10 protein-coding genes are annotated in these 12,361 nt (G+C 67.6%); 7 read left to right on the forward strand and 3 right to left on the reverse strand.

The window, feature by feature from the left end; all coding sequences use genetic code 11:
* The first annotated feature begins 3 nt into the window (after nt 1–3).
* Nucleotides 4–1,068: an aminoglycoside phosphotransferase family protein gene (locus EV580_RS08465; protein WP_133690583.1), complete on the forward strand. Its 1,065-nt coding sequence runs from the start codon at nt 4–6 to the stop codon at nt 1,066–1,068.
* A gap of 29 nt (nt 1,069–1,097) precedes the next feature.
* Nucleotides 1,098–1,748: a TetR/AcrR family transcriptional regulator gene (locus EV580_RS08470; protein WP_133690584.1), complete on the forward strand. Its 651-nt coding sequence runs from the start codon at nt 1,098–1,100 to the stop codon at nt 1,746–1,748.
* A gap of 3 nt (nt 1,749–1,751) precedes the next feature.
* Here EV580_RS08470 and EV580_RS08475 read toward each other — a convergent pair whose 3' ends face one another.
* Both EV580_RS08475 and EV580_RS08480 read right to left on the reverse strand, forming a co-directional pair.
* A complete protein-coding gene (locus tag EV580_RS08475; RefSeq protein WP_133690585.1) occupies nt 1,752–2,852 on the reverse strand; it encodes an epoxide hydrolase family protein in 1,101 nt (366 codons plus the stop codon).
* Complete coding sequence (locus tag EV580_RS08480) at nt 2,849–3,115, reverse strand: hypothetical protein (RefSeq protein ID WP_133690586.1); 267 nt, start codon at nt 3,113–3,115, stop codon at nt 2,849–2,851. Before EV580_RS08480 ends, EV580_RS08475 begins: the two co-directional genes overlap by 4 nt.
* A gap of 51 nt (nt 3,116–3,166) precedes the next feature.
* Between EV580_RS08480 and EV580_RS08485 the strand changes: the two genes are divergently transcribed.
* Genes EV580_RS08485 through EV580_RS08505 form a run of 5 tightly spaced genes read left to right on the forward strand, consistent with a single transcriptional unit; the run spans nt 3,167 to nt 9,092 of the window.
* Nucleotides 3,167–3,535 carry a heme-binding protein gene (locus EV580_RS08485; protein ID WP_133690587.1) on the forward strand — a complete coding sequence of 123 codons (369 nt, stop codon included), beginning with the start codon at nt 3,167–3,169 and terminating at the stop codon, nt 3,533–3,535.
* Nucleotides 3,536–3,559: 24 nt separating this feature from the next.
* Nucleotides 3,560–3,775 carry a ferredoxin gene (locus EV580_RS08490; protein ID WP_133690588.1) on the forward strand — a complete coding sequence of 72 codons (216 nt, stop codon included), beginning with the start codon at nt 3,560–3,562 and terminating at the stop codon, nt 3,773–3,775.
* Nucleotides 3,772–5,178 (forward strand): NAD(P)/FAD-dependent oxidoreductase, encoded by a 1,407-nt coding sequence (locus EV580_RS08495; RefSeq protein WP_133690589.1) that lies wholly within the window; start codon nt 3,772–3,774, stop codon nt 5,176–5,178. Before EV580_RS08490 ends, EV580_RS08495 begins: the two co-directional genes overlap by 4 nt.
* 3 nt (nt 5,179–5,181) lie before the next feature.
* Nucleotides 5,182–6,456, forward strand: coding sequence for a cytochrome P450 (locus EV580_RS08500; RefSeq protein ID WP_133690590.1), 1,275 nt, complete (start codon nt 5,182–5,184; stop codon nt 6,454–6,456).
* Nucleotides 6,457–6,476: 20 nt separating this feature from the next.
* A complete protein-coding gene (locus EV580_RS08505) occupies nt 6,477–9,092 on the forward strand; it encodes a helix-turn-helix transcriptional regulator (RefSeq protein ID WP_133690591.1) in 2,616 nt (871 codons plus the stop codon).
* A 93-nt stretch (nt 9,093–9,185) separates the two neighbouring features.
* Here the strand turns inward: EV580_RS08505 and EV580_RS08510 are convergent, their stop codons facing one another.
* Nucleotides 9,186–12,347 carry an adenylate/guanylate cyclase domain-containing protein gene (locus tag EV580_RS08510; protein WP_166654653.1) on the reverse strand — a complete coding sequence of 1,054 codons (3,162 nt, stop codon included), beginning with the start codon at nt 12,345–12,347 and terminating at the stop codon, nt 9,186–9,188.
* Between the last annotated feature and the right edge of the window lie 14 nt (nt 12,348–12,361).

Raw genomic sequence — 12,361 nt, forward strand, 5'->3', positions numbered from 1 at the left:
CCGATGAGCCTTGACGTGCCGAAGCGCCCGGCCGACATCGACGTCGCGATGTTTCGCGCGCTCACCTCGCGCAGCGATGTCACCGATGTCCGGGTCGTCGACGAAACCCATGGCACCGCTCTGCGAGCGCGACTGGAAATCGTTGGCCGGGAAGATCTTCCGCGTACCGCATTCATCAAACTCGCCCCGGTGAAGCCTGCCGAACGGTTCTTCAACCGGTTCATGAACCTGGCGTACAACGAAACCGAGGTCTACCGGCTGCTGGGCGACGAGCTCGCCGATATCGTGCCGCGGCGGTACGGGACAGCCGGGGATCGCCGCCGGGGCCGGGCGATCGTGATCATGGAAGACCTTTCCGATCGCGCGGCGCTGTTCCCGGCGCTGGCGGCTGGCGCGACCGCCGAACAGGCCATTGCCGTCGCTCGCACACTCGGCACCCTGCACCAACGATTCTGGAAGACAAGCCGATTCGACAACGGCGATCTGACGCCACTGAGCCCGTCCGCGTCACGCAGCACCCGGCTGGGACCACACTCGTGGCACCTGCTGCGCACCATTCCGAAGGCGTTCAACGACGTCGTCCCGCCGGATTTCCGTGCCAGAGCTGCGATGCTGATCGAGAACCGGTGGGCCATCGCGCGGCTGATGCAGGCCCATCCGCAATCCCTCATCCACGGCGATACCCACCTGGGCAACATGTGCTTCGTCGACGGCCGCCCGATTCTGTTCGACTGGCAGGTCGCATCGGCGGGGCCCGCGGTGAAGGACGTCGCCTACTTCGCGTGCACGTCGATCGATGTCGACGTCCGTCGTTCGATCGACGAGGACCTCGTGAGCGCCTACGTGGGCGCGCTGAACTCAGACGGGATCACTCGCCTTCGCCCCGATGACGCCCGCACCTCCTACCGGCTGTTCGCCTTCACCGCCTATATCGCGGCGGGTGTCACCGCGGCGTTCGGGCGCCGGCTGCAGGGCGAGGAGACCACGCGCGCGGGCCTGCACCGGGCGGTGCAAGGCGTCCGCGACCTCGGCAGCTTCGAGTTACTGCGCGACAATCTCGCGCCATAACGCTGTTGCACATATGTCAGTATGTCCGCATGCCCGAATCGCCCGCCCGCCGTCGCCTGTCTCCTGAGGACCGGCGCAGCGAGCTGCTCGCGCTGGGCGCCGAGGTGTTCGGCCAGCGGCCCTACGACGAGGTCCGGATCGACGAGATCGCCGAGCGCGCGGGCGTGTCGCGAGCGTTGATGTACCACTACTTCCCCGACAAGCGGGCCTTCTTCGCCGCCGTCGTGCGGGCCGAGAGCGAGCGTCTGTTCGACGCCACCAACACCCCGGCCGCCGAGGGGCAGACCCTGTTCGACCGGCTGCGCGCCGGCGTGCTGGCCTACATCCGCTACGACGAGGAACATCCGCACGGCGCGTGGGCGGCCTATATCGGGATGGGGCGTACCGATCCCGTGCTGCGCGGTATCGACGACGTGGACAACGAGCGCCAGATGCAGCGGATCATCGCCGCGATCACCGATGTGGTCCGCGGGGACCTGGACTCCAAGGTCGAGCGCGATCTGCGGGTGATCGTCTACGCGTGGCTCGCGTTCACCTTCGAACTGTGCCGCCAGCGGGTTCTCGACCCGTCGGTCGACGCCGACCACCTGGCCGACTCGGGAGCTCACGCCCTGCTGGACGCAATCGTGCGGGTGCCGGGCATCCCGGAGGTCCTGGCCGAAGCGGCCCGGCAGCGCTGAGCCTCAGCGCAACGTCGCGAAGAACGTCCGGACGTCCTGGACGAACAGCTCCGGTTGCTCGAACGCGCCGAAGTGACCGCCGCGCGGCATGTCGGTCCAGTGCGTGATGTTGTAGCCGTTCTCGCACCAGCTCCGCGGCGGCCGCATGATCTCCTTCGGGAACCGCGCGACCCCCGTCGGCACCTCGACCTTGCCCTGGGCTCCGAAGGACCGGAAGCTCTCCCAGTACAGCCGGGCCGAGGACGTCGCGGCATTGGTGACCCAATAGATCATCACGTTGTCGAGCAACTCGTCACGGGTGAGCGCGTTCTCGGGATGGCCGTCGCAATCGGTCCACGCCCAGAACTTCTCGATGATCCAGGCGAGCTGACCGGTCGGCGAGTCAGCCAATCCGTAGCCGAGGGTCTGCGGGCGGGTGGCCTGCTGCTTGCTGTAGCCGGAATCCCAGTCCGCGTAGTACTTCCCGGCCGCCAGCGCGTCCTTCTCCTCCTGGGTGGGGTTGTCCAGCCCGCCGCTGGGAAACGCCACCGGCATGTTGGTATGGATGCCGATGCAATTGCCGCCGTTGCGGCCGATCTGCGTGGTGACCGCCGCACCCCAGTCGCCGCCCTGCGCGCCGTAACGCTGATAGCCCAGCCGGGTCATCAGCGCGTCCCACGCGTGCGCGATCTTCTCGATCCCCCAACCCGTCGCGTCCGGCTTGCCGGAGAACCCGTAGCCCGGCAGCGACGGGCAGACCACGTGGAAGTCGTCGGTCAGCGGTTCGATCGCCTTGGTGAATTCGACCACCGAGCCGGGCCAGCCGTGGGTGATGATCAGCGGCAGCGCATCGGGATTCGACGAGCGCTGATGAATGAAATGGATGTCCAGTCCGTCGATCTCGGTGACGTACTGATCAAACCGGTTCAGCGCGGCTTCGCGCTGACGCCAGTCGTATTCCTGCGCCCAGTAGGTGGCCAGCTCGCGGGTGTAGTCCAGCGGAATGCCCTGGGACCAGTCATCGACACATTCCCGTTCGGGCCACCGGGTTCGGGCGAGCCGGTCACGCAGATCGGTCAGGACCTCGTCGGGGACCGCTATCCGGAACGGACGTACGTCGGTCACCAGAAGCCGAAGGCCGGAAATCCGTAGAAGGGCTCTTCGCCGGGGAACTGCTGCGGCGTCGAGTTCAATTCGACGTTGCCCGGCGTGGCACACATGGTCGTCTGTCCGCCGGCGATCGAGCTGCCGTCATAGGTTTGGCAATTCGGCATCGGCGCGGGATTCACCGCGGTGGTGTCGGCGGCGGCAACCGGAGCGGAAAGGACTGCGGCCGCGATTCCGATCCCGGCGGCGGGCAAAAGCAGAAGCTGACGAAGTGGCGACATGAGCTGTCCTTTGAGTCGGGTTGAGCAATCGTACCCACTAGACTTCGCCGCATGAAGCCTGCAAGCCGTTCTCTCGTTCGCGCCGCCGCGGTGGTCCTGGCTACCGGTGGAGCCTTTCTCAGCACCGCCGGAACCGCCGTCGCCGATCCGATTCCGGGTTGCACGGCCGGCGACGTGACCGCGGTGATGACCGGTGTCTCGGCGGGCATGACGACATATCTGTTCACCCATCCCGATGTCAACGACTTCCTGACAAGCCTGCAGGGGCTGTCGAAGTCCGACGCCAAGAAGCGGACCCAGGACTACCTGAACGCCAACCCGCAGGTGCGCGACGAGCTCACCGCGATCCGGCAACCCGGCGTCGACCTGCGCAACCGCTGCAACATTCCGTTGAAGGCGGAAATCGCAAGCGTTATCTGACGCCCGCGTCTAATCTCGGGGTTCATGCGGCTGGTCGTGGACCTCAACAAGTGCCAGGGCTACGCCCAGTGCGTGCCGTTGGCGCCGGACGTTTTCGAACTGCTGGGTGAAGAGGCACTGGCCTACAACCCCAACCCCGACGACACTCAACGCCAGCGAGTGTTGCGTGCGGCAGCGTCGTGCCCGGTGCAGGCGATCATTCTGGAGATCGATCCACCCTCGGATCGGGACACCACATGACCAGGGCCACCCACTCCCTGGTCAGCCAGCTCGTCGAAGCCTTCCGGGCGGAAGGCCGGATCGTGATCGTGGGCGCCTCGCTAGCGGGCCTGCGGGCTGCTGAAGCCTTACGGGAGAAGGGTTTTCGCGGCGAACTCACGATCATCGGCGACGAGCCACACGAACCCTACGACCGCCCGCCGCTGTCCAAGCAGGTGCTCAAGGGCTGGGTGCCAGCCGATCACACGAAGCTGCCGCGGCTGCGACCGGTCGACGCGACCTGGCGATTGGGTGTTGCCGCGGTCGGTCTGGACCGCTCGAACAATCAGGTCTTGCTGGCCAACGGCGAGAAAGTGGACTACGACCGGTTGCTGATCGCCACCGGGGTGCGGGCCAGGCCGTGGTTCAACCCCGAGGAAGCCGGCCTGCAGGGGCTGTTCACCGTGCGGACCTCCGACGACGCGGCCAAGCTGGCGGCGGCATTGAAGGACCGCCCCCGGCGCGTGCTGATCGTCGGGTCGGGCTTCATCGGCTCCGAAATCGCCTCTGTCTGCCGTGATCTCGACCTCGAGGTGACGGTTGCCGAACGCGGCAAAGCACCGCTTGTCGGCGCACTGGGCGGGGTGATCGGTGATATCGCCGCACAGATGCAGATCGAGGCGGGGGTGGATCTGCGCACCGGCGTCGCGGTCCAAGGTCTCGACGGCGACGCGTCGGGACATGTGCGGCAGGCGCGGCTTTCGGATGGAGCCGTGCTCGACGTCGACGTCGTGGTGGCGTCACTGGGTTCGATCCGCAACGTCGAATGGCTGGCGGATGCCCAACTGGCCACCGGATTCTGGGGTGTCGCGTGCGACGCGGGATGCCGAGCCTTCGACATCAACGGCGTGGTGACCGACAACATCTTCGTCGCCGGCGACGTCGCGCGGGCTCCGCACGTGCTCTACGAGTACGAGTTCATGTCCCAAGAACATTGGGACAATGCGGTATCCGGCGCCGAGGTGGCGGCGAACAACATGATCACCCTGGGACTCGACCGGCGTCCGCACCTGCCGCTGCCGTCGTTCTGGTCCGGTCAGTTCGGGGTCAACATCAAGGGCGCCGGTGTGTGTTCGTTCGGCGACGAGATCGTGTTCACCCAGGGTTCGGTGTCCGAGCGGCGGTTCGCGGCGGCCTACGGGTACCGGGGCCGCATTGTCGGCGCGGTGACGTTCAACCACGGCAAGTGGCTGCCCTATTACGCGTCGTTGATCGAGAAATCCGCGCCGTTCCCACCGCCGCCGCCGGGCTATGACCGTCCGCTCGACTCGGAGCCGATGCCCGCCCGGTTCCCGGATCCCCGTGAGCAGACCGGTATTCCCGACGTCGTGCTGACCGGGCACGATCCGACGTCACGCGCAGCCGAATTCCGCCCTCGCGCCTAAGGAGTGAGCATGGATGCCCAAACCGCCTGGGCCGAGGCGATGAAATTCGAGAACCGGCCCAACCCGTATCCGTACTTCGAGGAACTCCGAAAGACCCCGGTAGCCAAGGTTTCCGAGAAGACCTACGTCGTGACCGGCTACCCCGAACTGCTTGCCCTGGCCCACGATCCGCGGATCAGTTCGGATATCAGCCGAAGCCCGTCGGGCATGATGGGCGAGAAACCCGACCCCGAGCCCGGCTCGCAGGGCATGGCCGGCTACGCCAAAGATGTCAGCATCATCGTGTCGGACCCGCCCGATCACGACCGGATGCGCCGCCAGGTGATGCGCCAGTTCGGCCCTCCGCACTCCCCCGGGCTGATCCCCGGCATGGAACCGTTCATCGTCGAACTGGCCAACCGCCTGTTGGACACGATCGCGGCCGGTGGTAAGTCCCGCCTCGACGTGGTCGACGACTTCGCCTATCCCATCCCCGTCGCGGTGATCTGCAAGATCCTCGGCATTCCCGTCGAGGACGAGCCGAAGTTCCATGCCTGGATCTTCGACTTCATGAAGGGCACCAACCTCGGCCCGGAACGCGATACCGAGGAAGGCCGGGCGTTGGCCGCCAAGGCCGTCGCCAGCACCGCCCAACTGGATTCCTATCTGCGCGACCTCGTGGAGAGGTACGCGAAGGAGCCCGGCGAGGGCCTGTTGTCGGGGCTGCTGCACGACGACGGTCCCGACGGGCCGATGTCGGTGGAAGAGACGACCGCCAACGCATCGCTGCTCCTGGTCGCCGGGCACGATTCCACGGTCAACACGATCACCAACTGCATCATGACGCTGTTGCGCAACCCGGGCTCATGGGAGTTGGTTCGCGGTCGCCCCGAGCTGATTCCGCGCACCATCGAGGAGGTCCAAAGGCTGCAGTCGGCGGTGCAGTTCTTCCCCAGCCGCAGTGCCACCGCGGACATCGAGATCGGCGCGACGGTGATCCCGGCCGGGGCGGCGGTACATCTGGTCTATGCGGCGGCCAACCGCGATCCGCGGCGGTTCGACAACCCGGACCGGTTTGATCCGCTGCGTGAGGACAACGAGCACTTCGGCTGGGGCAGTGGCATTCACACATGCATGGGCGGGCCGCTGGCCCGCCTCGAGGTCAACCTCGCGCTGGAGGCTTTCCTGCGCCGGGTGTCCGCACCGAAGCTGGTCACCGATCCCCCGGTGTACCGGCACAACCAGGTGTTCCGCGGGCCCCAACACCTGTGGGTCGATTTCGCGGCGATCGAGCCCTAGCAGAGAGCTACCCTTTGCGAATGCGCTTGTCGTGGCCATTGATCGGCCGCTCCGGGCAGATGAGAACCATCGAGTCCGCGATCGCGGCCACCGACGTCGCGGGCGTCGTCGTGTCAGGCGCGGCCGGCGTCGGCAAGACCAGGATCGCGCGGGAGGCCCTGAGTTTCGCCAAGTCGCGGGGCGCTGAAGTCAGATGGGTGGTCGGCGCATCGTCGGCACGGTCGATCCCGTTGGGTGCCTTCACCGCGTGGGCCCGGTCCGGGGCCAGCGAGACCGTCCAATTGGTCAGAGGGGTCATCGACGCCCTGGTCGTCCCGGGCTCAGGCGCACGCGTGGTGCTCGCGGTGGACGACGCGCATCTGCTCGACGATCTGTCCATCTTCGTCGTCCATCAGCTCGTGCAGCGAGGCGCGGCAAAGGTGGTCTTGACCGTTCGTGACGGTGAGCCGATTCCCGCCGCACTGCAAGAGGTTTGGACCTCCGCCCCGTTCGACCGCCTCGACATCCAGCCGCTGTCGCTCGACGAGACGGCGGCAGCACTCGCGGCCACTCTGGGCAGCCCCGTGGAACCTCGTTCAGCGCAACGCTTTTGGAAGCTGACCGGCGGCAACGCCCTGTATTTGCGGAACATCGTCGAGCAGGAGGTCACCGACGGCCGACTGGCTCAGCAACGTGACACCTGGCACTGGAATGGTGACCCGGCTCTTTCCCCGGACCTGATCGGGTTGGTCGAATCGCGAATCGGCACATTCTCGGGACCCGTCGGCGACGTCATCGACATCCTGGCCGTCGCCGAACCGATGGATCTGGACACGCTGATGCGGATCACCGATCCGGCCGCGATCGAAGAGGCCGAGACCCGCAATCTCGTCACCCTCGAGCCTGCTGGTGGCAGAGTGCAGGCACGGGTGGCCCATCCGATCTACAGCGAGGTGCGGCGCAGGCGCGCCTCCCTGGCCCGAGTCCGCCGGCTGCGCGGGCTTGTCGCCGCCGAGATGGCCAAAGCTGTTGATGCCGAGGATATTCGAGCCGTGGTGAAGCGAGCTGCGTTGAGCATGGAGTCCGATCTTCCGCCGGACGCCGACCTTCTGGTGCGGGCGGCGCACGGTGCGGTGTGGCTGGCCGACTTGCAGCTCGCCGATCGCCTTGCCGAAGCCGCGGTTGCCGCGGGGGCCGGTCCTGAGCCGAATTTCGTTCGGGCGCATGCACTCTCCTGGCTGTCCTGCGGCGAGGAAGCCGATGCCGTTCTCGACAGGGTGTCTGCCGGTGAGCTCACCGAGGTCGATCGGGCTCGCCTGGCCTTCCTTCGCGCGAGCAATATGCTGTGGGCAATCGGCGACCCGGAACGCGCGATCGCGATCATCGACGAAGCAGCCGGCATCACGACACCGCAAGCCCGTAGCTATCTGGACGCCTTTCGCACGGTGCACTGGTTCGCCACCGACAACCCTGCGGCCGCCAGGCAGGCAGCGAGCGCGCTTGTGCTCGCCGACCTGCCCCCGGTCGTCGGCGCCGAGATCGGGTGGGCGCTCACCGTCGTCTCGGGCGAGGCAGGCCAGACCACCGAGGCGGAGGCTCACGCACGGGCCGGGTACCAAGCCGCCACACGGCGATTCGATGCGCCCCAGATGCGGTTCAACATCGCCGACGGCCATCTCACCGCACTGTTGCTGGCGGGTCGGGTGACCGCGGCGGCCGCGGTGGCCCACGATGTCCGCCGGCAAGCCGAGGACCTTCCGGGCGAGGCTCAGCTGCTGGGTGCCGCGGTGGCCGGTCGTGCGGCGCTGGGAGCGGGACACCTCGACTCCGCGTGCCGGTTGTTGAAGCAGGCCGCGCTGGGCCTGTCCGCCGCCGGTCATGGCATGGGGTGGGGCTTCCGCTACACCGTCGCACTGGTGACGGCGCTCGCGATGCATGGCGATTCCGAAGGGGCCGCTGCAACGCTCGCCGAACTCGAGGGCGCTCGGCGCCCGTTCCGCGCACTGGACTACGAGCGGAGTCTGGCCCAGGCCTGGGTGGCGGCGAGCCAGGGCGCGGTCAGCGAGGCGGTCGGCGGCTGTCTGTCGGCGGCGAAAAGGGCCGCGGCCAAAGGCCAATTCGGCGCCGAGGTGTTCTGCCTGCAAACGGCCACCCAGTTCGGGGACCGCACCGGCGCATCGCGGCTCGCAGAGCTGGAATCGATCGTCGAGGGGCCCAGGGTCGCACTGGCCGCCCGTTTCGCCGCCGCGCTGCGTGACGGCGACGGCCGCGAACTGACCGCGGTATCAGAGGGTTTCGAAGAGCTTGGCGACCTGGCCGCCGCCGCCGACGCTGCCGCGCATGCGGCACTCGCTCATCGCCGCCACGACCAGCGCGGCTCGGCTCTGTCCTGTTCGACGCGTGCGGCCGCGCTGGCGCAGCGATGCGGCGGGCTGGTCACTCCCACTCTGCGCGAAGCCGACGACCCGCTGCCGTTGACCGAGCGGGAGCGCGAAATCGCGATGCTGATCGGTCAAGGACTGTCCAACCGCGCGATCGCCGAGCGCCTGACTCTGTCGCCGCGCACCGTCGAAAGCCACGTCCTGCGGGCCATGGCCAAGACCGGAACCCGTAGCCGCGAGGAGCTGGCCGCGCTGGTGAACCGGCCCCCACGCTGATTGCAGTAGTGCACTACTGCACCCGCCGGGCCGCCCGGCGGCGAGGATGTGGCCAAGGCGCTAACTCCGGCCAGCTGGGGGGACAGGCCGGAGTTAGCGCTGATCCTCTTCCATCGCCCGGGCCCAGGCGATGTGCCCGTCATAGCCGTGCAATTCGGCCATGGCGCGATAGCGGTCGACAAGGTCGCGGTATGCCGGGTCGGCGCGTGCCCGCGCCAGCAGCGCACACAGCCGTAGCAGCATCACGTCGCGGATCGCCGAACGCTGATCGGCCCGCAGGCGCGCCAGCCGATAGATCGCCCTGTCCGCCTCGGACAGATCGCCGTCACCGCCGCGTTCGATGAGCGCCTCCACCAGAGTCCCGACCCCTGGCACAAAATACCCGATCCGAGCCGCCGCGTAGATCTCGTCGACGGCATCCCGCATCATCTCGATGGCCGCATCACGGTCGCCGTCCCTGACCCGCTCCCGACCAACCCACAACGTGGTCACCGGGACCAGGGACGGAATGCGCACCCGCAGGGTGGCGAGGGATTTTTCCACGAGCTCAAGCCCACGCTCCCGGGCGGCGCGCTCGTCACGGTGCACCAGAGCGACACCCAATCCGTACTCGGCCAGCAGCAGTACGTAATCGTTGCCGATCCTTTCGGCGGTCCGCACTGCCTCGTCACTCGCGCGGACCGCATCGTCGTCGGCAGGAAGCACCCCGTACGCGATCTCGATCCCGTAAGTCCAGGCGAGAACGAAGCCGTGGGTCGCCGGATCGGAGTCCTGCGCCATCTCGCGTGCATCGCGCAGATCGTCGTGCCAGCCGGGCTCACCCCGCCACCAGCGGGCGACCCCGCGGAACGCGAGCGCCGCGGCCAGCGGCGACCCGAAGCCGAATTCGGAGCCCATCGCGGCATCGCCCGCAGCGAGGCCGATCACCGTTTCGGTCCACCGCAGAATCTCGTCGAACTCTCCCTGGTCGAACCAGGTCGCGAAGGCGACGAATCCCAATCCGACAGTCAGAGTGGGGTTGCCGATGGACTCGAGCAGTGCCATCTGCTCGGAGGCCAGCCTCGCGGCCGCCCCGCCGTGTCCGGCGTAGAGATGCTCGGTGACCAGCCCGGTCATGCCGATCGCCAGCGACACCTTATCCCCTGCCGCACTGCACAATTCCCTCAGCTCGGCGAACCGGCCTCGGCTCTCGTGAGCGGCTTTGGCGTGAAAGTCTGTGGCGCACAACATGGTCAGCGGCGCGATCTGCATCATCAGCTCGGCCGCGCCCGCCTCAGGGAGGCGCGCGGCAAGCTGATACGCGCGGTCCCAGCAGAGCCGGGCGGCCACGATATCGCGCTGGACCGACCACTCGGCTGCCCGCATGCGCCAGCCGTAGGCTTCGTTGAGATCACCCGCGGAGTCAAGGTGCTCGGCGATCAGCGCCGCGTTCTCATCGACGGAGTCCGTCGCGCCATCCTCGATCGCGGCGGCCAGACGTCGATGCCATTCGCTACGACCGGATTTCAGTTGCGCCTCGTACGCGACGCCGCGAATCAGCGGATGGTGGAAAGCGTATTCGGCGGCCGGATGGAGTTGCACCTGATCGATCAGCTCCGCACCCAACAGCTCCACGAATTCGCCGTCGATGCCGAGTGCGGCGACGAGTTCGGCAGTGAACCGCTCGCCGATCACCGACGCCGCGTTCAGCGTCTGCCGCGCCGACGGGCCCAGTCGGTCGATTCGTGCGGCGATGGCCGCCTGCACAGTGGCCGGAATCGTGATCTCGGAAACGTCTCCGCGACAACGGTAGTCGCCGCGCCCCCCGGTCAGGACTCCGCGCTGTGCCAGCTCGCGCACCATTTCCTCGGCGAAGAACGGGTTACCGCCGGCCCGGTCGGCGATAACGGCGGCCAGATCGCCCACAGAGGGATCGGCCCCCAGCAACTCGTCCAGCAGTGCCGAGGTAGCCGGATCATCAAGGGGGGCAAGCTGTATCGCACAAGCATCCGGCACATGCACCAGCGCTCCGCCGTATTCGGGACGTGAGGTGAGTAGCACCATGGTGGGCGACTGGTCCACGACACTGAGGAAGTCGGTGAGCATCGATTCGCTCACCGAGTCGATCCAGTGCACGTCCTCGACGATGACGAGAACCGGTCGATCCCGCGCCAGCGATGCCGTGTTGACCAGCGCGGTCAACCGCCGCCGCCGCGCATCCGGGTCGATCGCGGGTAAGGCAGCCGCGGGGTCGGCAATGCCGAGCAGATCGTCGAGCAGCTGGAGATCCTGCGGGTCGGCGCCCGGCAGCACGGCGCGCGCTCGTGCGCGCGCGCTCGCCCCGTCGAGGTCCGCCACCCCCGTGGCGGCCCGCAACAGGCGCCCGACCACACCGAACGAGACATCCCGCGCGTGGGATTCACAGAACACCCAGATCGGTTCGACGCCCCGGGCCGCCGCCAACGCGGCGGCTTCTCGAGCAACCCGGGACTTTCCGATTCCCGGCGGTGCGATCACATTGACGACCCCGCCGCGGCCGTCGACCGTGGCATCGAGAACCGCACCGATCGCCGTCATCTCCGCACTGCGGCCGACCAGGCTCGACTCGGTGCGGCCCAGCCGGCCGCTCCGCGGTGGGATGCCGAGCAACTGCCGCACCGCGGCGGGCTGGTCGGAGCCTTTGACCCGCACCCAGGCCTGGCCGCTCAGCATCACCCGATCCTCGACCAGGCGGACGGTCGACTCCGACAACATCACCGCACCCGCGGGCGCAACCGACTCCATCCGCTGTGCGAATCCGACCGTCTCGCCGATCGCGCGGTAGCCCAGTGCCCCAGAGCCGATTTCGCCCGCGATCACCCGGCCGGAATTCAGGCCCACCCGAACCCGGAAGTCGATGCCGTCACGCTGCTTCACCTCGGCCGCCAATCGGCTGGCCTCGCTCTGGAGGTCCACAGCGGCCAGGCATGCCCGGAACGCGTGATCCTCGAAGGCCACCGGCGCACCGAACAGCGCCATCACCCCGTCGCCGTTGTATTCGACGGTCCCGCCGTAGCGTCGCAGCACCGTCGTCGAGCGTTCCACCAGCTCGGTCATGACCTCGCGCAACCGCTCGATATCCAGCGCGGCGGCGATATCCATGGACCGCTCGACATCGGCGAACAGAACTGTCACGTGCTTGTACTGAGCGGCATCGGCTTCGGTGGTCATGCGGGTGCCGCACGCACCGCAGAACCGAGCGTCTCCTGGTGATTCGGCCCCGCAGGACCGACACATAGCCGTCGTCAACT

Source organism: Mycobacterium sp. BK086, from assembly GCA_004362315.1.
In the GTDB taxonomy this organism is placed as follows: domain Bacteria; phylum Actinomycetota; class Actinomycetes; order Mycobacteriales; family Mycobacteriaceae; genus Mycobacterium.